Genomic DNA, 24,280 nt, shown 5'->3' on the forward strand with positions numbered 1-24,280 from the left:
CAAATAGCTCAGTATATGCGCCGCCGCATTGCTCATCTTGATATGGATGCTTTCTACGCATCGGTCGAGTTATTGCGCTATCCGGATTTGCGCGGATTACCCGTTGTCATCGGCGGAGGCAGCGATAGGCAACCCATGCTCTGCAAAAACGGTAGGCGGATTTTCGCTCGGCTGGGTGCTTATGCGGGACGAGGTGTGGTGACGACGGCCACTTACGAAGCACGTGTTTTCGGCATCTTCTCGGGCATGGGCCTCATGAAAGCCGCACAACTGGCTCCTGATGCTATCCTGCTGCCTGCGGACTTCCAGGCCTACCGCCACTATTCGCAGCTGTTTAAAACTGCCGTGGCCGGCATTGCCCCTCGAATCGAAGATCATGGCATTGACGAGATCTACATTGATCTAAGCGAGCTACCCGATGACACAGTGATGCTTGCCACGCGCATTAAACATGCGGTACGTGAAGCCACCGGGCTTTCCTGTTCCATTGCCGTAACGCCCAACAAGCTGCTATCAAAAATCTGCTCTGACCTTGAAAAACCGGATGGTCTCACCATTCTGAGCCTGGCGGAGATACCTGATCGGATCTGGCCTCTATCTGTCGGAAAAATCAGTGGAATCGGCCCCAAAGCGGCCCAAAAGCTCGCCGCCCTAGGTATCATAACGATTGCCGAACTGGCGGCAGCAGATCCTTCTTTTTTGCAGGTGCATTTCGGCGGCAGTTATGGCCGCTGGCTGCATGAGGTTTCTCACGGAATCGACGAGCGGCCGGTAATCACGAATTCCGAGCCTAAGTCGATCAGCCGGGAAACGACTTTCGAACGAGATCTCCACTCCCGCCATGATCGTTCCACCTTGACAGAAATTTTCACGGCGCTATGCACAAACGTCGCACAGGATCTCCAGCGCAAGGGCTACGTTGCCCGCACCATTGGCATCAAGTTGCGGTATGAGGATTTTCGCACCGTTACCCGCGATATTACGCTATCCCTTCCTACGGCAGATCCCGCTACCATCCGGGGCGTGGCACAGGACTGTCTGCGGCGCGTACCGTTGAAGCAAAAGCTGCGTTTGCTGGGCGTGCGAGCCAGCGCCTTATCTTCAAGTAATAGTGTTCCGCACGATAATGGCAAATCGCGCCAAAGGGAATTACCGCTAACCGTATCACCTGTTGAACAGAAGTCTCCCGTGTCCAGCTCGGAATCGGCCTGAACCAGCTGCCATCAAAAATGTTTCGGAAGTGTCCAGGGATCTGGACTGCGACTTATAAAACGCGCCCTAATTGCGAAGGCCAGTTTGCGAAGCCCTGCTGCTTCGCCTCGCCATTTCCCTTTTACCATCGCTCGTTCAATTCAGGGATTCCGGTTCTTGCGTAGCCAGCGAAAAAAGAATACGTAAATAAAGGCCGGAACGAACGGGAGTATCCACGGAAACATCTGTGTCAGCCAAGCGGCATAAAAGCTATTCATATAGCGGGCCTTGGCGAGCGCACAGGCGTCCGCGCCGAGTTGACGACAGGTAAGCTCGATTTCCAGGGACACCTGAGCATGGGCGAGCCAGAGCCAGTACGCCATCGATGCCGCAAAAACAATCAGCAGTAGCGTAAATAGCGTTACGTGGCCCTTTTGCCGCAATACTGGTTGCATTTCTTCGCCGCTCCTGCAAGGAAGGTAGGAGGGTAGGTTGACGAACAGGAAATCCGTCGCTCTGGCAGCGAGGAATCCGGTGGAGCTAATACCCTTTGCTCCCGAAGAATGATGGACCGCGGGTGAAATGGTGTCAAGTAATGAAGTGGGAACCAGGAGTCTTAGACTTGAATCCGTCAGTAGCAATAACCGGCTCATGCATTGCGAAAGCGCGTTCTTTTGACTAACAGGATAGCAAATAGCGGAAACGTAAAGCCGATTACAGTCACTGTGATCAGCAACAGGCCGAGCTCGCTATAATCGGCCGGCGTTGTAATGTGGCTGGTAACGGGGTCTATCACTTCGCGAGTGACTACAAACCACTGGTTCAGATACTTGGTTCCAAGCTGTGAAGCGGACAGGGCAAGGTTGGTGAATGAGGCCATCACAGCGAAGAACGTCGCCTTGAGCTTTTCCGGTGCCGAATTTGCGATCCACGCCAGCATCGGAATCATGGCAATCTGGCCGAGAGGCGATTCCAGCGCGGTATCGATAAGGGCGATAAACCGCGCATCCACAACGCCGCCGGTGAGCGAGGCGGTCCACTCGTGCAGACCGAAGTACATGCCGACGATCGGCAGGGATAGCAGGGTTCCGGCGACGGTTAGAAAACCGATAATGTAGGCAATCGAACGCTCGGCCATGAAACGGCGGAAAATGAACATTCCGGCAAGCGTCAGTATCGCGCCGACCAGCGATAATGTAGCGAGAAATTGTTGATCGAAGCCCAGCTTATCGATCATCCACCATGTCGAACCCGCGCCCGGCCCTGGTACGGCGCGGAACACGAATATCAGAATCGCTGTGCCGACCAGGACGTTGCGCGCATGGGGTTCAAGCTCCCCAGTCAATCTCCACATCAGAAATAGTACGATTGCCATGGAAACGCAGAAGACGATTTCTTCTCCACCCGGAACGCGGCTAAGACCAACGCTCAGGGATACGACGGTAAAGGCGAGCCCGCCACCGAGAATCCACCAGTTCACCGCTGGCGCTTCAACGGAAGTGCCAAGCAGTGCTTCACATTCCTGGCGGCTATGCCCCTGTGCTACAAGCCGCGCCACATCCCGCCGTCTCAGCCAGGTTGCGAACAAAACACCGAAGACCGAAGCCAGGGGGATGATCAAGGCGAGTTGGTAGACGAACAAATAGGTGGCGCCTTTCTCCGCCTCGGGTAACTCACCCACGCCTTGCAACAGGAAGACGTTTGCCACCGAGACCAAGACTCCACCGCTGATGATGGCAACACGCCCGAGTGTCTGCATGGTGACGTGCATGGATTTACGAGCGTCGAGCGCCAGCGGTTCTCCATAGGCGTTCACCCGCGGCACGGCTTCGACCGTCATCGCATCGGCAACGACATCCTGAAGCACATAGCCGATTGGCGCGAGCAGTGCCGCGATGACGTACCAGGCTTCCACCGCGATTACGGCGCGCATCGCGTCGGTATGCCCGAGCAGCCCGATCATGATCAGCAGACTCAGCGTGATGAGACTTGCGCCAAGATACACCAGCAGGCTTTTCCAGCGCCATACCAGATCCACTAGATGGCCGAGCGGCATTTTCAATGCCCACGGCAGCATCATCCAGAACCCGAGCGCCGCCAGAAACTCGGCGGAAAGCCCCAGCCGTTCCTTGACATAAAATGTGCCAACGATTCCTGTCAGTCCCGAAATGCCGGCTGCGGCATAAACCATGAGCGGCGGCAGATAGGACAATCGCATTTCTCGTCCAAGTGCAAAAATATTGGCATCAAGCCAGCGGGCCACAGCCGAGAAAAATCCGGTCGCCGGTGCGGTTGTCATGACATCGGGTTTTTCATGATATGTATTTGTTTGGGCATATTAAAGCCTTTTGCGAATAGCGCTTGGCAGAGCGCCTGCTTTTACCCCCGCCGAATTTGAAGGGGGTTCATCCGCTGAATTGTCGGATAAGGCTACGCTAGCGCGACATGCGAGCTGCGGCAACCTGTTTTCTGAGGTGGTTCCAGTAGCCTGTTCCCACGTATCCACTGGCCCCGGTAAATACCGTCAGCATCATCACGCGGTAAACAACACTGCGGGGCGCCTTGATATTGACGGCCGGATCAAGCAAGTCAGGAGCGGCTGCGATCCGTTTGAGGGTCTCCCCGGCCAATAAAATTGGCCACATGCAGGCCAACCGCTGACGAATCTCGGAGCGAGGTATCGCTGTGGCATAAATCCAGCCTTGGTCCAGGTGTTCCATGGCGAGTCTGACGAGCTGGTCCAGGATTGGCCTGAATTTCGGCAGACTGCCTTCATTCAGCAAATCCGCTGGTTTCAATCCGGCTTCCTTCAGGAGCGATTCCGGGACATAGCAGCGTCCATTGTGCAGATCACGGGCAATATCCTTTACGATGTTCGTAAGTTGCAGCCCTTTCCCGAATCTTACCCCGATAGCGGACATTTCAGCGATATTCCACCGTGCCATTGCCGGACAATGCGCATAGACCATTCTGGTCCAGAATTCTCCGACACAACCAGCGACATAGTAAGTATACGTATCCAATTCGTCCAGCGTGGACAATGCGGTAAGCCGCCCGCTTGACTCGCCGGGAAAACGGACCAGATCCATTTCCATCCCGTCGGGCAGTATCTCCATCAGCCATCGGATTCGCTCCCGATCGCCGGTAGAGAAGGTTTCGTATAATTTCAGGCAATCTTCCAATCGCTGGAGAAGAATGCTTTCCGCAGAGTCTTTCTGGTGAGGAATGAGTGCGGTTTGAATCTCCTGGACAGCCTTCCAGTCAATTTCAGAAGTTCGGAATTGCGCACGGAACTGATTAAGGTATTTCAGCCGCCGCTCACGGTCGATGAGATCTGTATCGGCGATGGTATCGGCCGCGCGCGCAAAAAGATACGACAGCCCCATCTGGTCGCGAACGTCTGCCGGCAGTACGTTAAGCGTGAGATAAAACGAACGGGAGACCTGCTTGAGGATGCCGTGAAGAAGTTCGTGTGTGGCGGGATCAGTACTCAAGGATAGAAATTCCGAAGCCACTCAATCAACAGGAGCGAACATTACATGCTGCCGAACCTGAAGGTCAAGATATTGCTTCGAGCTGCTATTTTCGGGAGGAGAAGCTTCTGATTTTAGCGGACAGTATTAACGAAACTAAAAAACCATGATTTGGAGTTCGAGTAAAATCAGGGCGGCGTTATTATTTATGCTATTTGCGTAGGATGGGTGGGGCGCAGCGCAACCCATCAATCGAATGAATAATACAATACTGCGACGCTGCATTTAAAGCGCCCCGGCAATGCCGCATATTTTGCGACAGGCTAAATGTGCATAGACGCCGCCGCTTTCTCTCTGCGCCTGACACATAGGGCAACCAGAGCCATTCCCGCCAGCATCATCGCGTAGCTCTCCGGCTCTGGTATGGCCGTGATCATTCCCACTTGTCCGTTGAGGCTCACCAAATACAGATTGCCGAAGCCGTCCTCGCCAAATGAAGAAATGCTTCCGGAAATGCCGGTTGGAGACAACAGTTCGGCGGTTCGGTCGGTGACTCCAGCGTCGGTAATGGGGGAACCGGTGAAGCGGAAAGACATCACTTTATCGGTAACGAAGTCGGCGAAAAAGTAGGTGCCTTCCAGTCCATCGATCAGCGATCCACGGTACACATAGCCGCCGGTGATTGAAGCTCCCTCGTCACCATGACTATAATCGTAGATCGGTGGCGTGTGGTTTGCAATCTGTGGATCATCAGGAAAGTTCAACAAGTTTCCCTCAAATTTGCGCCAGCCATAGTTGGTCCCAGCCGCGCCAATATTGATTTCTTCGCGATTGTTCTGGCCGACATCGGCGATATAGAGGGTGCCCGTTTCCCGGTCGAAACTGTCGCGGTATGGATTACGCAGTCCGTAAGCATAGATTTCAGGGTTGATTTGAGGATTCCCATCCGCTAGATTGCCGGCGGGAATGGCGTAGCCATATTGCGTGGTGTCGCCGGGCAACTGGTCGGCCGATACATTGACACGCAGCATTTTACCAAGATTGTCAGTGAGGTTCTGCGCGCGATTCTGCGGGTCGTTGGCGGATCCGCCGTCGCCGGTGGCGATGTAAAGATTGTCAGCCTCGCCAGGACGGAAACCGATCCACCCCGCCTTGTGATTGGCGAACTCGGGTTGATCGATTGTGATTATGGTTTGCTTACTGGCGGTGTCCGCCATGTTCGGCTGTCCGCTGGCTACCTGGTAGGTGGCAACCACCGTATCGAGGGTGGTGCTGTCTATGTAGTTGACATAGAAACGCCCATTGTCCGCGAAATCCGGATCGAACGCCATCCCAAGTAGGCCGCGCTCGCTAACCGTGTTGACCGAATCGGATAGATCGAGAAAAGGAGTGGGTAGCACTGTCCCGTTTTGAAGAATCTTGATCAAGCCACCTTGCTCGACAATGAACAACCGTGAATCCCCCTCGGGTGCGGTGGCGAACAAAGGACGGTCAAGGCCGGTGGCGACGATCTGGGTTTGGAGTGGCGGAACAGGTGATGCCCAAGTGGTAGCGGCAAATACCACAGCGAACAGGGCGGAAAATGACTTGATCATTATAGTTCCTTAAGACCGGGTTTTACGGATGGGCATCAATCTCCGGTTGGTCTTTAACCGGGTTTCTGCCGGTAACACGTGAATCGTACGAAGAACTTTACCTTCTGTATATAGGACAACCTTCCTATATGGTCAATGAAATGAACTCCTCTTCTGTTGACTATTTGATGGAAATTGCCGCCTGGCACCCTTCGATGCCATTGGGAGGAGAAGCCCGTATGGACAATAGGGCGCACGGCAAGGCTGTGGTCTACATCTATACTCGCTACGAGAAAGGAGTTCAGGCCGCGTGGCCGAGGTCGAGATGATCTTCCACAACGGGAAAAGCGGTCGCTATGCTTGTCCTTTCGCCGACTCACATGACGCATGTTTCTATCATATGGGCCGATGGCTCGAGCGGGAGTGCTTATGGTATGTTCGTAACCGGGCGCAAGTGCAGTATCTGCCCGGGTGGTCCGGGCAGGAACGGCGTTGGTTTGCCAGTCACCCAATCGGTATGCCCGCTACCATAATACGGTGAGAGCGGATGCCCGCTCTGCCCGCCGGGCATTTCGAAATAGCCATGCTCTTCATCGCCCGGGGCGACCGCGAAACGTTCCGAAGCGCCAAAGGCCGATGACTGTACGCGCGGCATATTATTGTCGCCAGGCAGTGCGTCCTTTGGCATGTCCAGCCAGCTTGCGATAAATTCCGGCAGAGCATGGCTGAACGGATGCCGGATGCGCGCGGTATTTCGCTCACCCCAGCTGCGTGCCGCGATGCCGCCCGGCCGGTTCTGCATGCGCTCGGCCACACGCCTGGCAGATGTGGCGAGCAAATCCTCCCAATCGGTGTAACTTGGCGATAACAGGTGTTGCGGCCGGCTCTCGATCAATGTCCACACCGCATGTTCGGCCTGATTTAACTTCGGCAGCACAAAGCCAGGGTCGCTGCTTCGGACAACGGCGGCAAAACCGTCGAGTACATTATCAATGACCTCCTGGCGGAAGGCGCGTACCACCCGGTAAGCAACCGATGCTGTTGCGGCATGCCCATTCCAGTCGCCGAGCGCCTGCTTCATCCCGATATGCCACGGGGCTGCTTCCGTCCGATCCAAAGTCAATTCGAGAAGTTGTTGCCAGCGCGTCAGGAACAATGCGCGGTCATCAAGCTGTATGGCGAGCATACTGGCCGGGGAGAAGTGCTCCTGTTCGCGCAAGCTGTCACGGATCTGCTTTGCGCGCGCACCAAGTTCGTAGCCGCCATCGCCGAGCCGGTCGAGCATGAGGCCGTCGACGGGACGGGCATTGGCGCTCCACAGACGCCGCTCCGCCGGATTCACGATCAGCGGGTATTGTTTGGGCATGAGCCACCCGTTCCATCCCGTGCCGGGCGCGCTCCAGTCCGCCGGAAGTATCGGATCATAGTCGCCGACCCGCGCCGGAATGCGCCCTGCAATGGTCCAGCCTATTCTGCCTTCTCGATCGCCGACGATAAAGTTCTGCGCGGGAATGCCGGAATTTTGCGCAATCGCGATTGCTTCGTCCACGGTTTCCGCCTGTTCCAGGAGGGCAAGTTCCATATTTATCGCGCCTGGCCGATGGGCCGTCCAGGCCAGCGCGAGTGGCGTCCCATCGTGGTCGGCGGCCAGGATTGGGCCCCATTCCGTTTCTTGAACATCCAGTGTCTCGTCCGGTGCCCCCAGCGCATGCAGGATTTCCCGGTGAACTGCGATGGATTTCCATCCCGTCGCGCTACGATATAGCAAGGCATCCGCAGGATGCCGTGTAATACGGACCCAATCCAGGAAATCCCCATAACTGTTTGTAAAACTCCAGGCGATTTGCCGGTTGGAACCGACAGCAATGGCCGGAGTGCCGGGCAGGCTGGCACCGATAACGTCATTCATTCGTCCGGCGCGGCGGGAATTCGGATAGATCAGACGTGTGCGGAACCATATGTTCGGCACACGCAGATTAAGATGCATGTCGTTCGCAACCAGCGCGGCGCCGGACGTCAATGCGCCGGAAACGGCGAAGCTGTTGCTGCCGGGCAGATTGTCGTCATGCTCATCCAGGTAACGCTCCTCGGGGCGGTGTATGAGGCTGGGATCAAGCTTGCGTAGATCGAGCTCGTCGGCGGAGGGAAGCGGGGGCCAATGAAATGCAGCGCCGACGAGCGGTGCATCCCACATTCCGCCGCCGGCTGTCAGGAACCGATAAGCGGCCTGCGGTAATGCCGCGTGCATTGCGGAGAAAGCGAGTTCGCGGCGATTAGCGGCATCATTCAGTGTGAAATACATCGCTTTCACGACCAGCAGGCTGTCCTCGCTGCGCCAGGCGCGAGGACGCGTACGTGTCAGAAGATAGGGAAATTGGGGCGTGGTAAGCGCATCGAGCCCATTATTCACGCCGTCCCGATATGCGTCGAGCAACTGCCGCTGGGACGCCGGCAATCGTTCCAATGTTGCCGATGCACGAGCACGCATGCGGTGCAATCTGGCTTTACGGTCAGACGGCAGAGCGGTTGGCCCGAATAATTCGGCGAGTTCGCCGGCTGCGCTGCGCCGCATCAGGTCCATCTCGAAAAAGCGTTCCTGCGCGTGGACGTAGCCGAGTCCTCGGACCAAATCATGATGATCTTTTGCGCGCAGCGTCACGCTGCCGAGTGCGTCGCGCTCAACAGCGACCGGCGCAGTCAGATCGATCATGTCCACCGTTCCTGCATATTGTGGCAGGCTGCCACGCAGTACCCGCCAGATACCGCCCGTCAGCAGCAGCGCGAGTATAAGAAATGCGAGCAAGGACCAGCGGATAAGGCGGAGCGCAGTCATAAGAGGAAGTGGGTGATGGGCAACCGGCATTGATATGCTGCGCCCTTGGCTCAAGCGGAGTTGGTATTATTCGATACGACTGAAAAGCTCAGGAAGAACCGAGCTCCTGGCGAATAAACTCGATGCGCTTGCGATTAACGCCCAAATCGCCGCTTCCCAGGCGTGAGGATGAGCGAACCTGGATTACCTTTGCGGCCGGGTCAAACCAGAATTCAGTGTCGTCCACGTACTTCATAATCCGGGTAGTAAACTGAGCATAAAGATAATCAGGTTCCCTTTTCACTATTTGTGCTCCGTCCATGGCTTTCACAATGCCGGCAATATGATCCAGCGTTTCCGCGGCATCGCCCTTCAATGGTAGTGGCGCGATGTTGGAGTATGCGCGCTGCGGATGATCGGGGTAGAGCAAGGTCTGGCTGGATACGCTATTGGGTGTGTTTGAAGGTGGCTTGAGTCTGCCCTCATGCACGCCCAGATCAGCAGGCTGGGTACCCTTGAGCAGCCCGAGTTGACCGGCAATCACCCCCGCGATAATGATGAAAGCAACGACGAGAAGCAGCCACTTAATAACGACCATGTATGGATCCTGTTCCGAAGTGATCCGGTAAAGAATGCCCCCTGAACGCGCGATGCTGGCGTCATCAGTTCGAGTGTTATCCGTTCCTCGCCGTTATCGTATTTCCTGGCCGATACCATATTAGGTACAGACTGACGGGCGGACTACTTGGTTCTGCTGTTTGCGAGTATAAATTCCGCCAGGCGTTGCGCTTGTTCACCTTTAATATTCGGGAAGGCAGGCATGGACATGCTTCCAGTATGTATTTTCTGGATAATGGCATCCTTGTTCGCCGTGGCGGAACTCAATGTCATCACGCTCCCGGCTGTTTCGGGCTTGTGACATTTGGTACAGTTTGCATAAAATATATCTTCCCCGCTGGCATTTTCGGGCGGTGTGTAATTATCACTCTTCGAGCAACCAACTACACTCGCCAATGCAGAAACCGCCAGCAACAAAGTTATTTTTTTCATTTTTTGCACTCCAATTTTTTCTGAGGGATGGGAATTCAGGGTTTACTTCAAATCGCGTGGACGGCGTTGTTGGCATTATATCTTTCTCCCTGGCGGCTAAGGTATTAGTTGTGGTATTAACCAGGTATTTATGGAGAGGGTAGACGCTTGCACTTCGCAATTAACTATCTGGATTCCATGAAACGGGGCCTTGCGACCTGAAGTAGCGGGAAGTCAAAAGTTTGGCTGTTCATTCCTTTAACCGTTAATCTTCCTTAACCTGCAGGGGCAGGCAACCAAGGACTCGAAGAGCGAGCAACACCGTGAGCGGAAGATAAATGAGTAATCCTGTCATTCCAAGTAGAGATTCGCCGATCCAGAAGGTCACTGTGAGGTTAAAGATCAATACGCCATAATAGAGGCCGCAACCAAGGAGTACACGTCCGGTCACCGACCCGGGGGGGGTATCCGTCTGCTGAAGCTTGCGATCCAACGGCAGATAGGCCCGGAGCGAGAGGAAACCAACGATGGCCCAGCCAATGTAGTTAGCGACCGGTACACCGAAATGTGTACCGGGCTCTGGGTAGTAGTAGATTTGCCCGAGGAACCAGCGCTCCCCGCGGAGCGCGACCGGGTCAATAATGATATCAATAAATGCGAAAAAGAGGATCGTGAGTACCGCCACAGGCCAGCTCGTTCTGGCAGCGAGGGGGAACTGCATCCGAATGATGCCAATACCGAACCTGGTGTTTCCAGCGCCACTGGCGGGCAGGAGAAAAGCCATGGCCATGCAATAACTTGCATACAGAAGGAAAGGAAACGAGAGGGAGTCCATAAACGGGATATCTGAGATATATAGTTCCTGGCCGACTGTTGAACCGGTATAGTGGTACCAGCCGAAAGGGATGCCGGTACGGGTGGAAGAAAATTCGCACAGCAGGGCCACAAGCCAGGTGATCCCCAGGAAGTACCCTGTTCTCCGCCACCCGATAAGGCGGGCTGCGGAAAGCAGAAAGGCAGTGAGAAATACGAATACGTAGGGGCGAAGGGCAATCGTTTTAAGGAGAAGGCTGAAAATTTCCATGCATATTCCATCTGTTCAGTGGGTCAAGCATAATTCCGACTTGTCAGTACATTAGTCCATATGACCCTGGTACGAATTCAGCATTTGACGTTTCGCGGACTCCGGCTTATATCGTTCAAGTCGTATAATCGGTGGGAAATCGGGGAGAGAAAAGGGGTACGCTTACGCTCAGCGCGACATAGCTTCTTTGACGGACTGGCGTAATGAAGTCATATCATCGCCATGGAGGCGATCGCTGCCAGATGCCTCATGCAGCCCTTCCCGGAACAGGAAGCACTCCCTTTTTTGCTATTGTTGGGGTACCTATTATATCTATATCCTGCCGGGCACAGTGGCCAACATTCCGGCTATTCCGGCCAGCAGGGTGGCAGCCGCCAGTAATAACAATACTGCATATGCTATAGCGCAAACGGAAGAATTTACGATGTGTCATTGCGGATACCCGTCTATGTTGTTTATTATGCGATCCACAATTCCTTTGCTGAAAATCAATACCGTCCAGAATATGCATGATCAGCGGGACAGACTCCGGTTTTACGGTAGCTGATGCAGCGAGCATCAACGATTTTAATAAATACCGCACTTTTCCAAACCCGTCATACAATTGGCGTAATGCTGAATCCATATAATGGATTTTCGATAACATATAAACATCAAAATATCATTTTGATCACACCATCGTGAGGCGCGCGCTCAAGTTTGTTGCCCTTGTTGTTCTGATCCTGCTTCTCACCGCGCTGACCATTGCTGCCTTCCTTATCTATCGGGAAACTGAAACTTCCGCATATCAGGCACATCGTCTGGCGAAATTGGCCGATGAATTGGGCTGGGAGGTAAAAAGCGGACCGAATAGCGATTCGCATTTTCCGCAGTCGGGACCGTACGACATGCGCATGGGCTATAGCCAGCTGCCGGAATTAATTCATAATCTGGTGCTGCATGGTTTCCATGTGCATGCACAGGCAAGAGTTTCTCCACGCATGAAAGAACTCATCGCACAGGGTTTGTTCGTTCCCTATCGCGAGAAATCCCAGGCTGGACTGGAAATTACCGGGGATGGGGGGCAGCTATTGTATCGCGCGACGTTCCCGGGCCGCATCTACGAAAACTTCGAAGAGGTCCCGTCACTGGTGAGGGACAGCCTTCTGTTTATCGAAAATCGCGAGTTGCTGGATGCAACCCACCCAAAAAAGAATCCCGCTATCGAATGGGACCGGCTTGGCAGGGCGGTGCTGGATAAGATAATTCAACTCTTCCGTGCTGATCATGATGTAGTAGGGGGCAGTACGCTGGCCACCCAGATCGAAAAATACCGCCATTCTTCCAATGGAATGACGATTACCCCGAAAGACAAGATTCAACAAGTCGCGTCCGCGTCTGTACGTGCTTACCTGGATGGCGAGGAAACATTGCACGCCCGCAAGCGTATCGTTGTGGATTACCTTAATACGGTCCCACTCGCCGCTGCACCGGGTTTCGGAGAGGCGAACGGACTGGGAGATGGCCTGTGGGCTTGGTACGGGCTGGATTTCGATGAGACCAACCATATCCTGAATTCGCGATTTGTCGAAGGTGATGCCCTTGTTGAGACGGCCCGCCTCTATAAACATGTGCTGAGCCTGATGATCGCCCAGCGCAGGCCTTCTTACTACCTTCTTGCCGGACGTGAAGCGCTTGACGAGCTCACGAATCGTCATCTGAGGGTATTAACGCAGGCTGGCGTAATCCCGCCTGGCCTGAGGGACGAGGCGCTGAAAGTAGCACTCAGTTTTCGTGGTATCGCCGCGCCAGAAGAAATCAGGAATTTTCCCGCCCAGAAGGCCGTCAATGCGGTACGCGCGCGTCTCGCATCCCAGCTTGGATTACAGCGCATGTATGATCTGGACCGTATGGATGTATCGGTGCAAAGCACTCTCGACGGAGAATTACAAAAAAAGACCACCGATATGCTTCGCCGGCTCAAAGAGCCGGAATATGCGCTTGCAGCGGGCCTCTATGGTCATCGCCTGCTGAGCACCGAGGATCTGGGCAAGATCATCTACAGCTTCACGCTTTCAGAGTTGACCCCGGAAGGAGCCAAGTTCAGAATCCAGGCGGATAATTTCGAGCAACCGCTGGATATCAACAAGGGTACTAAACTGGATTTGGGTTCTACCGCAAAATTGAGAACGCTGGTGACTTATCTCGAAATTGTCGAAGCGCTGCATAAGAAATATGCAACCTTGCAACCGAAAACGCTACGTCAGCAGCAGATTGACCCCAGCGATATTCTCAGCCGATGGGCAATCGGCTATCTTCTGCAAAGCCCGGACAAAGGGCTCGCGGCCATGCTGGACGCCGCTTTGGAACGCAAGTATTCCGCTAGTCCGGACGAACGGTTCTTTACCGGCGGCGGAGTGCATGTTTTTCAAAATTTCAAGCGTGAAGACGATCGCAAGATTCTGAGTGTACGCGAAGCGACATTAAATTCGGTCAACCTTGTTTACATCCGGCTGATGCGGGATATCGTACGCTACTATATGTTCCAGATCGTAGGTTCGTCCGCCAGGATACTCAAGGATGCCGGAAATTCTGATCGCGAAGAATATCTCAAACGGTTCGCGGACAAGGAAGGGCGAGAATTCATCAACCGGTTTTATCTCAAATACAAGGGTAAATCCGCGGCGCCAGGCCAGATTGGCGAAGTGTTTTTTTCCAGTTTCCGGCACACCCCTCGCCGCCTTGCGGCCGCTTACCGCTATATTTATCCCGAGTCCACGCTCACAGACTTCGAGAAATTCATGGCATCGCATCGGCCCCGTTTTAAAGGCCTGGTTTCACCACCTCCCCGCGATCTGTATGAGAGCTATGCGCCCGGCAAATATTCGCTGGCCGACCAAGGCTACATCGTAACCGTGCACCCCTTGGAACTGTGGCTGGTGCGCTACTTGATTACCCACCCCGATGCGCAATACAGGGACGTAATTGAGGCCAGTGGAGACGAACGCGTGGCTGTCTACCACTGGCTGTTCAAGACCGTACACAAGAATTCGCAGGATATCCGCATCCGCGGTCTTCTGGAACTCGAAGCATTCCTTGAGGTTCACCGTAGCTGGAAACGGCTCGGCTATCCCTTTGATTCTCTGGTCCCGTCGCTCGCCACGGCCATTGGAAGTTCCGCTGATCACCCTGCGGCGCTTTCCGACCTGATGGGTGTCATCCTCAATAATGGAGTGCGCTTGCCAGCAGTACTGATCGAACGCTTGCGTTTCGCAGCCGATACTCCTTTTGAGACTGTTGTCGAACGGAATGCCGTCAAAGGCGAAAGAATCTTCTCCTCCGAACTGGCGGCAGCAGTGCGTGGCGTATTGACCGATGTGGTGGAGTCCGGGACAGCCTCACGACTTGCCCGCGCCATCACGGAAGAGGATGGAGCTGAAATTTTTATCGGGGGAAAGACCGGAACGGGTGACCATCGCCATGTTACTTTTTCCTCGCCTGGCGTCGTCAAGGAATCCCGCGTTGTCAATCGCTCCGCCACTTTTGTCTTCTTCATCGGGGACCGTTTCTTCGGAACGATGACCGCATTCGTGCCTGGCGCGGATGCGGCGAATTATAAATTCACCTCGGCGCTCTCTACGCAAGTGATGAAGCATCTCCTGCCCATATTAAAACCGCTTACCGACAAGGCTCAGCCCCTGCCCGAGCAGGTCTCAATAAAAAGAGCGGTCAAGCGAGATCTTCCAAAGGACGACGCAAAGGAGGCGGCTAATTCCAGCTAACGGGAAGCTGGCACGGTGTGCGCCGGGCAATGCCCCGAGCGTGTCCTTCCGACTTTTTTACTTCGATTCCTCGCACCCGAAAGGCTGCTAGTCTTCACTGTTAATCCACCATAAGAAGACGACAATCCCTAGAATCAATCCAAGGCCGAGAACCGCCTTGACAAATTCCTTGACGAACCAAAACAGCATAGATTCATATAAATCCAATTACTCGTCCTCTTCAAAACAAAAGCCGGGCTCACTTCCGGAACCACCACCACAGCAGTGCCGACAAGAATAATGACAACAGCAGACCGGTGGTTATTGGAAAGTAAAAACTGAAATTTTCCCGTTCGATGGTAATGTCACCCGGCAGTCGTCCGAAGGGTAATCTCGACAACCAGGGCCATGCGAGGCCCGCAAGCAGCAATAGCAGGCCGAGTAGGATGAGCAGGCGTTGCATAAAGGATTTTCTGGATTCCAAGAAGAAACCGGCAGGATTAGTGTAAACGTTTTTCCCGGAGCAGTTCAACTCGTCCGGGCTCGGTTATCTTCAATCACGGCTCGTCCGCTTCCCTTTTTATACGTGCGCTAGCACACGGAAAGCTGATGCAACCTTGTATACAGTTCTGTTTTGTATTTCAGTAAGGCTAAGAAAAAATGATCCATTTCTTAATTCCGCTCGTTGCCTTATTCGCGGTACACGCCACAGCAGCCGAGGAAATAAATGGCTGCCGTATCAGACCAGGAACCCTCTGTGTAGAGGTAGATCTTCGCAGCGCCAACCTACGCGGCGCCGATCTTGCTCGGGCTGGTTTTCGCCTAACGAATTTAAGTGGCGCCGATTTGCAGGATGCAAATTTATTCAATGCCAATATGGATATGGTTAATCTCACTGGCGCCAACCTCAGTGGAGCGGTGCTGGATTCGGCGGATATAAGCCGTGCTACCATGACTGACGCAAATCTCAATCGCGCGCGGCTGAATGGCGCTAATCTTAAAAGCGCCAATATGGCAGGCGCCAACCTTACGGGCGCGCAACTTCAGGGCGCTAACCTGAGCGGCGCGCATCTGATGAAGGCCCAGCTTCGCAATGCCCAACTTCAGCGGGCGGATTTATCGGGTACCGTTTTGACGCAGGCGGATTTCAGTGGTGCTGATTTGACCGGTGCACGACTGGACAATGCAACGGTAGAGGGTGCCGATTTCACAGGCGCGACCCTTGACCGCGTCGATTTTTCACAAGTGATAGGCTCTTGCAAGGGTTGCCCCGGGAAGTGATTTAAATCTCTTCGCGTCCCCGCTGCTTGCGGAGCGTCGTAAATTAATCAAACATTATCCGTAACACTCCGCCCGAAGTAATACTCCCTGCATATAACATGACAATGTTTGGTGAAGAGTGTTATGGCTACTGAATTCAAAAGCAGCCTCAGCCTTACGGCAGCTTCCATTCCTCTCAGGCATTCGTGGGAACATACCGTTGGCAGTGGACGCGCTTTGCTTGCATTGCGCGCCGATTGGCGTGAGCAGTTAATGCGCGCCCACGCGGAACTCGGATTTCGTCATGTACGCTTTCATGGGGTGCTCGATGACGAGATAGGTACATTGGTCCGCCATAACGAGCAGGCCCTTTATTCATTTTTTAATGCGGATCAAATTAACGACTACCTGTTGTCCATCGGAATGAAGCCGTTCGTCGAGCTTTCATTTATGCCGGCGATACTGGCTTCGGGCGATGCCACCGTATTTCAGTACCGGGCTAACATCACTCCACCCAAGGATTACCGGGAATGGGGAAAGCTTATCGACCGGTTGGTGCGGCATTGGGGCGCCCGCTATGGCCTGGACGAAATTCGTGAATGGTGCCTGGAGGTGTGGAACGAACCCAACCTGAAAGCATTCTGGACGGGTGGTAAAAAGGGTTATTACGAGCTTTATCGCACGACGGCGGAGACTATCAAAAACATAGATTCCGCGCTAAAGGTCGGCGGCCCGTCGAGCGCGCAGAACGCCTGGATTCCCGAATTCCTGGATTACTGCGATAAGCACAAACTGCCCGTCGATTTTATCAGCACGCATTATTATCCTACTGACGCCTTTGGCAAGATTGGGACCGACACGCTGACTCAACTCGAACACGCGCCGCGCGACGTAATGAAAAAGCGGGCAAAAATAGCCAATGCGCAAGCTCGTGGTTTGCCGCTCTATTACACCGAATGGAACGTAAGTTCGAATCCGCGTGATCCTTTGCATGACCAGTCCTTTGCCGCCGCATTTGCCGCCAATATCGCACTATCGGTCGACGCATTGGTGGCTGGCTACAGCTTCTGGACCTTTACCGATATTTTTGAGGAGAATTATTTTCCCAGCCAACCTTTTCACGGTGGCTTCGGCCTTTTGAATCTGCATGGTATTCCCAAGCCGATTTATCGGGCGTTCCAGTTGCTGCATGGTTTGGGAGATAAGCTTTGCCATGTGGAAGGCTCGCACGATACAGTCAACGTGTGGGTAAGCCGGGGAGCAGATGTTATTACCGTATTTCTCACCAATTATGCGATGCCACGTCATGAAATCTGCACGGTTGCCGTCCACGTGCAACTCACCGCAGCGCCGAAGCCACTGTCGGCGCATGTCATGCGCATCGATGAGAACAACGTAAATCCAGAGCGGGTTTGGCGGGAAATGGGAAAACCGGAATACCTCAGCCTGCACGATGTAGAAACGCTGCAAGCAGCATCGGTGCTAAATTCCGAGCCGTATCCGTTACGCATCCTGGAAGACCATATCGAGTTCGATATCTCGATGCCGCCACAATCGGTCGCCACGGTGAAGATTGAGTGCGCTCCAAGTTATGCAAGTACGTGAGCCGATCGCATCTCAACAAGATGAGCTGCTAAGGACTCTCCAGCATGACTCATTTCCCCATTTCGCTTATAAGATCAATCCGGTTAACGGGCTCGTCCTCAAAGTCACATCCCGGCTGGGCCAGCAAGTATTGGCGCGGTAAGTCTCACGCTCGCGGGCTACTCGGTCGGGTGGAACGCGGTTTGATGACCCGGAAGAGGATGTGAAACGCCCGCTCACTCCATCCAGTTACCGCATTCAGAATTCGGAAAATAATTATGTATGGCAGCGCACGGAACAGCTCATGGCCTGAATCTAAAATGAACCAACAATGCGATTAAGAATACGTCTTTACCGAATACCGCAACCGATCCCCCATTCCCATGCCGTCCCTGTCCCAACTCAAATGGGGCGGGACAATCTTTCCACCCTTCCCCATTTTTTAAGGAGCATGACATGAATATCCTGATAAAAAACACCCGTAATTTCGTGATTGCCACTGCGGTGTTGTTTGGTGTATGCGCCACCACTGGCGTGCAAGCGCAAGAATCGGGTAACAAGGACAAGCCATCTTCCCAAACGGGAACAAAGGACGGGCAAAAGACCGTTGAAGTGCCGGTAATAATAATGGTTCCAGTACAGGTTTCGAATGATCTGGCGGGGGACAAGGGTTGCTGGGTGAAGCTGTACAATGAGGAAGGTTTCCGAGGCGACAGCCTGATGCTGGTGGGCCCGATCAACCTGGCACAGATGATCGGTCCTTTCGGTTTCAACTGGGAAGATAAGGTTCGCAGCCTCGAAACCGGACCTAAGGCCAATCTCACCATCTACGACAATCGCAATTTCCGGGACCAGGACAACTTTATCACCGCGGGCAAAAAAGTCCCTGACATGTCAAAGAAAATGGGGTTTCTTGATAATTTCCGTTCAATGATGCTTAGCTGTACATAATCTGGCTAAATGACGGAGCGTTCACTGCTATCAGCACGCTCCTGCTTTGGCCCCAAACTCGGTTATAACTCAGTGTCCTGGGCTTGCCATTTAGCGCGAAGCAACGATCTGAATGTTTTCCAGGCGGATCAGGCGGTCAGGATCGGCATGAATCTTGCACGACGCGTTTGAGAATGTGCAATCGGCCATGAAAGAAATGCTCGGCACCCGGAACTACCACTACCGGTAGTTCTTGCGGAGCCGCCCAGTCCAGGACGGTTTTCAGGGGCACCACTTCGTCCTGGTCACCGTGTATGATCAGCACGTCCGGAATAGGGCCACTTTCGTGCTTGGTGCCGGGGTGGGTAAGAGGAGGGACGCTCAGGCGGTCAACCGACGGTGCTACCAGCACCAGTTTTTGCGGTGCGAGCTTGTGCGCGGCGTGGACCTGAATTGCGCCGCCGAAGGAGAATCCAGCCAGTAGCAAGGGTAGGGGAGCAGCACCGAATCGGACGTCAAATTGTTTTTTAATCGTTTCAGCTATCGCAATCACATCCCCAGTCTCGCCAGCACCATTGTCGTTACCTGAGTTACGCGTGCCTTCGCTTTGCCCCACGCCGCGAAAATTGAATTTGACGGTGATGAATCCCAGTTCAAGCAAAGCTTTAAAGAGAATGTGGACTACTTTGTTGTCCATCGTTCCGCCGAACAATGGATGAGGATGCGCAATGACGGCAATTCCACGCGGAGGATCGCGTTCCGGTTCGGCCAGAACCGTTTCCAGCTTTCCCGCCGGGCCATCAGTGAATTTCTTCTTGGGAATACGTGGGTTCAACAATGAACGCAAGCCCGCAATTCTACGGCTTCAAATTTTCAGCCGTTCGACTACACGGCCATTTTTTAGATGTTCTTCGATGATTTCGTCGATGTCCTCCTGATCCACATACGTGTACCAGACATCTTCCGGGTAGACCACAATGACTGGTCCTTCGTTGCAACGGTCAAGGCACCCTGCATTATTAATCCGCACTCTTTTGTTTTTGCTGTCGAGTCTGAGCGCCTTGATACGTTCCTTTGCGTAATCGCGCATTGCCTGGGCGCCATAATTGTTACAGCAAACTGCTCCCGCTTCGCGCTGATTGACGCAGAAAAATACATGCCGCTGGTAGTAGCTCATAGGAATGTTTAGAAGTGAGTGTGGAAAGATTATACCGGAACGAGTAGCTGTTTTTCTGGTGCTCCGGGGAAACTTTGAACCTAAACCGGCTAGTTGACTGCTCACACCATCTATCTCAATTTTATTTCTGTCCATAAACGGCTCAGCAGCCGCCGCTGCTTGCGATCGAGGTCCCGCAACATTTCCAGGCGAGTGAGCAATTCGGGGTCAGGAAATATGGCTTTATTATTGGCGATTTCGGGACGGATATATTGCATCGCATCCATGTTGGGATTGCCGGAACCTATGAGGTTGGTGAGTTCGGCGGAGTTCTTTCCGTCCAACATGAAATTAATGAATTGATGGGCTAAATCCGGGTGGGTTCCACTTCGATGCAGGACCATGCTATCGAGTGCGAGCACTGCTCCCTCCCTTGGGGTCGAATAGCCGATCGTGAATTTGCGGCCGGTATTTTTGGCATCAAGCGCCGCCTGGAACATGTCATTCGAGTATCCATGCGCTACCCATACATTGCCCGTTGCCAGCTCCCTGACATAACTCGCGTTGCTGAAAGCCGTCCAGTAAGGCTTGGCGCGCACGATCAGGTCCGCAGCCTGCTTCCAGTGTTCCTCATCGGCGTCGTTAACAGAATAGCCCAGGTATTTGAGTGCGGCAGCCATCAGTTCTCGCTGGCTATCGAGGACTGTCACCCGTCCCTTGATTTTTTCCAGGTACTTCGGCTCAAAAATAATCGCCCAGGTGTCGATAGGCAGACCGAGTTCCTGTATTTTTTCCTGGTTGAAGCCAAGCAGTGTGAGCGTGTAGGCGTAAGGAACAGAATATTCATTACCGGGATCGAACGCGGTATCGAGGTATGCCAGATTAATATTCTTGAGATTGGGCAATAACGATTTATCCAGCGGCTTCAGCGCGCCTTGACGAATAAGGGCATGCACGGCGTTGCCGGTGGGAACGATAAGATCATAGCCGGTGGCGCCGGCCGCCAGCTTCGCCAGCATTTCCTCGTTGTCGGAATAATAATCCTGCGAGAGCTCGCATTTGCAGGATTCCTCGAAGTGTCTGACCGTTTTCGGCGCGATATAGTTATTCCAGTTAAATATATGCAGGATGTTTTTTCCCTTACCGGAGAAAGCCGCATTCTCATCCTGCCTGGCGCAGCCTGCGATGGAGAGAACCAACCACCCCAGCACGATAATGAACGCTGCGAACGGCGTTGCTGGAAAACGTCCCAGCTTCATTTTCGCGATTTTTCGTGCAATATCTCAACCTCGCTTGACGGGGCACGCGACTCGAGCCTGGCGGCAATAATGATCATTACCAGCGTAAGCAGCATCAACAACGTGGAGATCGCATTAACTTCCGGCGTCACCGCGACCTTTATCATGGTATAGATCTGGATGGGAAGAATCGGCTCGCCCACGCCCTTGGTAAAGAAGGTGATGACGAAGTCATCGATGGACAAGGTAAAGGACATTAACGCGCCCGCGACCACTGCCGGCATGATAAGTGGCAATGTGACAAGACGAAAAGTCTGCCACGGAGACGCACCTAGATCACGCGCCGCTTCAAATATACTTTCGTCCATGCCTTGCAGCCGCGCCCGCACGATGATGGCAACGAAGCCGATACAGAATGTGGTGTGCGCTATGATGATGGAGATCATGCCGAGTGTTAAATTCAGCACTTGCAAAAAAAATAATAACAGGGATACGCCCAGCAGGATTTCGGGCATTGCCACCGGCGTGAATACCAATATTGGCAACACCTTGAGTTTGTACCGGTGTATCGCCAGGCCGGCCATGGTGCCGAGCACCGTGGCGCCGAAACTCGCGCTGACCGCGATAATCAATGAATTGCGCGCAGCGGTAAGCATTTCGTTGTTATTGAAGAGTGCCTGATACCAGAACAACGTAAAGCCTACCCATTCAGCATTCAGTTTGGAATCGTTGAACGAATACACCACCACGATAACGAGCGGTATATACAGAAACGCATAAACTACAGCCGCTGCAAACCACAGCCAGGCATTGCCAAGATTCATGACTCCGCTCGCTGCCTGATAGTGGAGCGAGCGAACCATGTAGCCATGCCGGCAATGGATAACACCGCGAGTGTTAGCATGATTGACAGCGCGGAGCCGAACGGCCAGTCGCGGGTGCCAAGGAATTGATCTTTGATCAGGTTACCAATGAGGATGTCGCCTGTGCCACCAAGTATATCCGGCACTGCGAACATGCCGAGCACCGGAATAAATACCAGTGCGGAACCTGAAAACACGCCTGGTAACGATAGTGGCCAGGTGACGCGCCAAAAACGTTGCCAGCGAGTGGCGCCCAGATCCTGTGCTGCATCCAGGAGCGAGGAATCGTGCTTTTCCAGGTTGGTATAGAGAGGCAGCACCATAAATGGCAGGTGCACATAAACCATGCCCACCAGCACCGCGAATGGCGAGAACAAAAGTGCTACCGGACCAATGCCGAATGCGCCCAGGACCGTATTGATAAAATAGCTAAGCCCTGACTCCGGGCCAAGAATAATCATCCACGCATAAATGCGGATGAGGAAATTGCTGGCAAATGGCAGCACCACCAGCAGCACCATAAGATTGCGAAAGCTTTTTTTGCTGCGCGCAATCAGCAATGCCAATGGATAAGCCATAATGAGACAGATCAGGGTAGTGGTCGCCGCAACCCCAAAGGACTTGAGGAAAATTCTGGCGTAAAGAATATCGCCGAAAAAGAACTGATAGGCTTCTGCCGTGAGCCCATATTCGCCAGGGGAAGCTCCCGCAGGTGCGGCAATTGGTGCAAGCCCACCGAATTCTCCGGGAAAGCGGAATGAGGTAAGGACCATAATCAGGCTGGGGGCAACGAAGAAAACCACCAGGAACAATAGTGGCGGTCCGCTTACCAGAAATTTCGCAGCGCGGTTTTCTCTGGCGTCTTGCTTGACGCTTCCTTTAATCATTCAGGAAAATGCCCGCATCATTTCGCCAGGAAACAGCCACTGGATCTCCCACTTCGAAAAACTTGGCTCGCCCCGGTGCGGAATTGGGCAACAGAGCCTCGACGTGGGCACCGTTGGAAAGCTCCACAATATAAGTGGTGACATCGCCCAGGTAGAGAAGATCCTTTACCTTTCCCAGGAAATGATTTCCCAGTTCTATCTCATCCGACGGAGCGGAAATCCGCACCTGTTCGGGGCGAATCGCCATCACACCTTTGTCGCCCACTTTCACGCCTTCCTTGCCGGCTGCTGTGACATCGCCCAACTCTCCAATATCAAGTTTCAAATGCGAGACAGAAGCTTCCAGCACATGTGCAGTCATCATGCTGATCTTACCGATAAAATCGGCGACAAAACGATTTCCGGGGGAGCTGTAGATTTTGGAGGGTTCGTCGATTTGTTCAACGTTTCCCTGATTCATCACGGCGATGCGATGCGACAACGCCAACGCCTCATTCTGTGCATGGGTAACGAACACGAATGTCACGCCGACATCTTTCTGAAGATTAATGAGTTCGATCTGCATCTCCTCGCGCAACTTCGCGTCCAGCGCACCCAGCGGTTCATCCAGCAACAGCAGTCGCGGGCGATTGACCAGCCCTCTGGCGAATGCCACGCGCTGTTTCTGCCCACCCGACAATTCGTGCGGAAAACGTCTGCCGAAATTCGACAGGCGTACAGTACTCAGGGCCTCTTCCACCCTTGATGTTATTTCCTGTGTTGGCTTGCCCGCCATCTTGAGAGGAAAAGCAACGTTATCTGCTACCGTCATATGCGGAAACAGCGCATAGGTTTGGAAGACGGTATGAACGGGCCGTTTTTCCGGAGGCGTGCCGACCATATCTTTCCCGTCCAGCAAAATCTGGCCGGAGTCGGGCAGATCGAATCCGGCTATCATGCGTAAAAGCGTCGTTTTGCCACAGCCGGAAGGCCCGAGCAGGGTGAAGAATTCGCCTGCCTCAATGCCAATGCTGACGTTATCGACTGCGGTGTAGCTGCCAAAGCGCCGTGTCACATTACGGATTTCCAGTAGCGCCATCGCGTTGTCGTGCCACTTAAAAACAGGGATTCTACCAAAATTCATTGAGGGATTAACTAGCTGTCCTCGCCTGGGATTGCTGCCACAAAGGAACAGCTGCCGGGATGAATAGATTGGACCGAATTATCGTGCGCCGAGCTATCTGTACTCGGGCGAGCACGGTCAAATTATTTGAAGAAGCGTAGCCCGGGTAGCTTTTCGTACCATGAAAGCCAAAGATTCCGGACTTCCGGGGGTAATTTCACCCATCGGATCGACTCAGTCCTATTCGGGATCATTTCTATTCCTAAGGGTTTCCCTTAGTATAAAACCAGGGTTTCCCCAATATACTGGTGGTATTGACTGAGTTAGGATAACGCTACTTTCATTCTATTTGCATTC

20 protein-coding genes are annotated in these 24,280 nt (G+C 53.5%); 5 read left to right on the forward strand and 15 right to left on the reverse strand.

Going from position 1 to position 24,280, the window contains the following annotated elements; translation table 11 throughout:
- Positions 1-15 precede the first annotated feature (15 nt).
- Positions 16-1,212, forward strand: a complete 1,197-nt coding sequence (gene dinB, locus BLP45_RS12325) for a DNA polymerase IV (protein ID WP_090372785.1) — start codon at positions 16-18, stop codon at positions 1,210-1,212.
- A 140-nt stretch (positions 1,213-1,352) separates the two neighbouring features.
- Here dinB and BLP45_RS12330 read toward each other — a convergent pair whose 3' ends face one another.
- The 8 genes from BLP45_RS12330 to BLP45_RS12365 all read right to left on the reverse strand — a co-directional run bounded on the left by BLP45_RS12330 (position 1,353) and on the right by BLP45_RS12365 (position 11,163).
- Complete coding sequence (locus BLP45_RS12330; RefSeq protein WP_090372786.1) at positions 1,353-1,646, reverse strand: hypothetical protein; 294 nt, start codon at positions 1,644-1,646, stop codon at positions 1,353-1,355.
- 194 nt (positions 1,647-1,840) lie between these two features.
- A complete protein-coding gene (locus tag BLP45_RS12335; protein WP_090372787.1) occupies positions 1,841-3,490 on the reverse strand; it encodes an MFS transporter in 1,650 nt (549 codons plus the stop codon).
- A gap of 136 nt (positions 3,491-3,626) precedes the next feature.
- The gene (locus tag BLP45_RS12340) at positions 3,627-4,685 is read right to left on the reverse strand and encodes a phytoene/squalene synthase family protein (RefSeq protein WP_090372788.1); all 1,059 of its coding nucleotides are present in this window, start codon (positions 4,683-4,685) and stop codon (positions 3,627-3,629) included.
- A 302-nt stretch (positions 4,686-4,987) separates the two neighbouring features.
- Complete coding sequence (locus tag BLP45_RS12345) at positions 4,988-6,259, reverse strand: PQQ-dependent sugar dehydrogenase (protein ID WP_090372809.1); 1,272 nt, start codon at positions 6,257-6,259, stop codon at positions 4,988-4,990.
- A gap of 406 nt (positions 6,260-6,665) precedes the next feature.
- A complete protein-coding gene (locus tag BLP45_RS12350; protein WP_090372789.1) occupies positions 6,666-9,071 on the reverse strand; it encodes a penicillin acylase family protein in 2,406 nt (801 codons plus the stop codon).
- Between the two features lie 88 nt (positions 9,072-9,159).
- Complete coding sequence (locus tag BLP45_RS12355; RefSeq protein ID WP_090372790.1) at positions 9,160-9,648, reverse strand: DUF1499 domain-containing protein; 489 nt, start codon at positions 9,646-9,648, stop codon at positions 9,160-9,162.
- A 143-nt stretch (positions 9,649-9,791) separates the two neighbouring features.
- Entirely contained in the window at positions 9,792-10,100 is a 309-nt protein-coding gene (locus BLP45_RS12360; protein WP_090372791.1) for a c-type cytochrome, read from the reverse strand.
- A gap of 244 nt (positions 10,101-10,344) precedes the next feature.
- Positions 10,345-11,163 (reverse strand): carotenoid biosynthesis protein, encoded by an 819-nt coding sequence (locus tag BLP45_RS12365; RefSeq protein ID WP_090372792.1) that lies wholly within the window; start codon positions 11,161-11,163, stop codon positions 10,345-10,347.
- 680 nt (positions 11,164-11,843) lie between these two features.
- On the opposite strand from BLP45_RS12365, the gene BLP45_RS12370 reads away from it, so the two are divergent.
- On the forward strand, positions 11,844-14,924 hold the full coding sequence (locus BLP45_RS12370; protein ID WP_090372793.1) for a transglycosylase domain-containing protein: 3,081 nt from the start codon (positions 11,844-11,846) through the stop codon (positions 14,922-14,924).
- Positions 14,925-15,162: 238 nt separating this feature from the next.
- On the opposite strand, the gene BLP45_RS12375 is transcribed toward BLP45_RS12370, so the two are convergent.
- On the reverse strand, positions 15,163-15,366 hold the full coding sequence (locus BLP45_RS12375; protein WP_090372794.1) for a DUF2905 domain-containing protein: 204 nt from the start codon (positions 15,364-15,366) through the stop codon (positions 15,163-15,165).
- A gap of 197 nt (positions 15,367-15,563) precedes the next feature.
- Here BLP45_RS12375 and BLP45_RS12380 point away from each other — a divergent pair, with 197 nt between their 5' ends.
- The 3 genes from BLP45_RS12380 to BLP45_RS12390 all read left to right on the forward strand — a co-directional run bounded on the left by BLP45_RS12380 (position 15,564) and on the right by BLP45_RS12390 (position 18,698).
- Positions 15,564-16,184 (forward strand): pentapeptide repeat-containing protein, encoded by a 621-nt coding sequence (locus tag BLP45_RS12380; protein ID WP_090372795.1) that lies wholly within the window; start codon positions 15,564-15,566, stop codon positions 16,182-16,184.
- Positions 16,185-16,307: 123 nt separating this feature from the next.
- Positions 16,308-17,768, forward strand: a complete 1,461-nt coding sequence (locus tag BLP45_RS12385; protein ID WP_090372796.1) for a GH39 family glycosyl hydrolase — start codon at positions 16,308-16,310, stop codon at positions 17,766-17,768.
- A gap of 435 nt (positions 17,769-18,203) precedes the next feature.
- Positions 18,204-18,698, forward strand: a complete 495-nt coding sequence (locus tag BLP45_RS12390; protein WP_090372797.1) for a beta/gamma crystallin domain-containing protein — start codon at positions 18,204-18,206, stop codon at positions 18,696-18,698.
- A gap of 136 nt (positions 18,699-18,834) precedes the next feature.
- On the opposite strand, the gene BLP45_RS12395 is transcribed toward BLP45_RS12390, so the two are convergent.
- From BLP45_RS12395 to BLP45_RS12420, 6 genes are all read right to left on the reverse strand, one after another.
- Complete coding sequence (locus BLP45_RS12395; protein WP_256327819.1) at positions 18,835-19,512, reverse strand: alpha/beta hydrolase; 678 nt, start codon at positions 19,510-19,512, stop codon at positions 18,835-18,837.
- 30 nt (positions 19,513-19,542) lie between these two features.
- Complete coding sequence (locus BLP45_RS12400) at positions 19,543-19,854, reverse strand: (2Fe-2S) ferredoxin domain-containing protein (RefSeq protein ID WP_090372798.1); 312 nt, start codon at positions 19,852-19,854, stop codon at positions 19,543-19,545.
- Between the two features lie 110 nt (positions 19,855-19,964).
- A complete protein-coding gene (locus BLP45_RS12405; protein ID WP_090372799.1) occupies positions 19,965-21,092 on the reverse strand; it encodes an ABC transporter substrate-binding protein in 1,128 nt (375 codons plus the stop codon).
- Positions 21,089-21,895 (reverse strand): ABC transporter permease, encoded by an 807-nt coding sequence (locus BLP45_RS12410; protein WP_090372800.1) that lies wholly within the window; start codon positions 21,893-21,895, stop codon positions 21,089-21,091. The genes BLP45_RS12405 and BLP45_RS12410 overlap by 4 nt, the downstream gene beginning before the upstream one ends.
- Positions 21,892-22,821 carry an ABC transporter permease gene (locus BLP45_RS12415; protein ID WP_090372801.1) on the reverse strand — a complete coding sequence of 310 codons (930 nt, stop codon included), beginning with the start codon at positions 22,819-22,821 and terminating at the stop codon, positions 21,892-21,894. The genes BLP45_RS12410 and BLP45_RS12415 overlap by 4 nt, the downstream gene beginning before the upstream one ends.
- On the reverse strand, positions 22,814-23,899 hold the full coding sequence (locus BLP45_RS12420; RefSeq protein ID WP_090372811.1) for an ABC transporter ATP-binding protein: 1,086 nt from the start codon (positions 23,897-23,899) through the stop codon (positions 22,814-22,816). Before BLP45_RS12420 ends, BLP45_RS12415 begins: the two co-directional genes overlap by 8 nt.
- Positions 23,900-24,280 lie beyond the last annotated feature (381 nt).

Source organism: Nitrosospira sp. Nl5, from assembly GCF_900102495.1.
Lineage (GTDB): Bacteria > Pseudomonadota > Gammaproteobacteria > Burkholderiales > Nitrosomonadaceae > Nitrosospira.

Coding starts and splice junctions, on each gene's coding strand:
- dinB (WP_090372785.1), top strand. CDS start 16: ATGCGCCGCCGCATTGCTCATCTTGATATGGATGCTTTCTACGCATCG.
- BLP45_RS12330 (WP_090372786.1), bottom strand. CDS start 1,646: ATGCAACCAGTATTGCGGCAAAAGGGCCACGTAACGCTATTTACGCTA.
- BLP45_RS12335 (WP_090372787.1), bottom strand. CDS start 3,490: ATGACAACCGCACCGGCGACCGGATTTTTCTCGGCTGTGGCCCGCTGG.
- BLP45_RS12345 (WP_090372809.1), bottom strand. CDS start 6,259: ATGATCAAGTCATTTTCCGCCCTGTTCGCTGTGGTATTTGCCGCTACC.
- BLP45_RS12350 (WP_090372789.1), bottom strand. CDS start 9,071: ATGACTGCGCTCCGCCTTATCCGCTGGTCCTTGCTCGCATTTCTTATA.
- BLP45_RS12355 (WP_090372790.1), bottom strand. CDS start 9,648: ATGGTCGTTATTAAGTGGCTGCTTCTCGTCGTTGCTTTCATCATTATC.
- BLP45_RS12360 (WP_090372791.1), bottom strand. CDS start 10,100: ATGAAAAAAATAACTTTGTTGCTGGCGGTTTCTGCATTGGCGAGTGTA.
- BLP45_RS12365 (WP_090372792.1), bottom strand. CDS start 11,163: ATGGAAATTTTCAGCCTTCTCCTTAAAACGATTGCCCTTCGCCCCTAC.
- BLP45_RS12375 (WP_090372794.1), bottom strand. CDS start 15,366: ATGCAACGCCTGCTCATCCTACTCGGCCTGCTATTGCTGCTTGCGGGC.
- BLP45_RS12380 (WP_090372795.1), top strand. CDS start 15,564: ATGATCCATTTCTTAATTCCGCTCGTTGCCTTATTCGCGGTACACGCC.
- BLP45_RS12385 (WP_090372796.1), top strand. CDS start 16,308: ATGGCTACTGAATTCAAAAGCAGCCTCAGCCTTACGGCAGCTTCCATT.
- BLP45_RS12390 (WP_090372797.1), top strand. CDS start 18,204: ATGAATATCCTGATAAAAAACACCCGTAATTTCGTGATTGCCACTGCG.
- BLP45_RS12400 (WP_090372798.1), bottom strand. CDS start 19,854: ATGAGCTACTACCAGCGGCATGTATTTTTCTGCGTCAATCAGCGCGAA.
- BLP45_RS12405 (WP_090372799.1), bottom strand. CDS start 21,092: ATGAAGCTGGGACGTTTTCCAGCAACGCCGTTCGCAGCGTTCATTATC.
- BLP45_RS12410 (WP_090372800.1), bottom strand. CDS start 21,895: ATGAATCTTGGCAATGCCTGGCTGTGGTTTGCAGCGGCTGTAGTTTAT.
- BLP45_RS12415 (WP_090372801.1), bottom strand. CDS start 22,821: ATGATTAAAGGAAGCGTCAAGCAAGACGCCAGAGAAAACCGCGCTGCG.
- BLP45_RS12420 (WP_090372811.1), bottom strand. CDS start 23,899: ATGGCGCTACTGGAAATCCGTAATGTGACACGGCGCTTTGGCAGCTAC.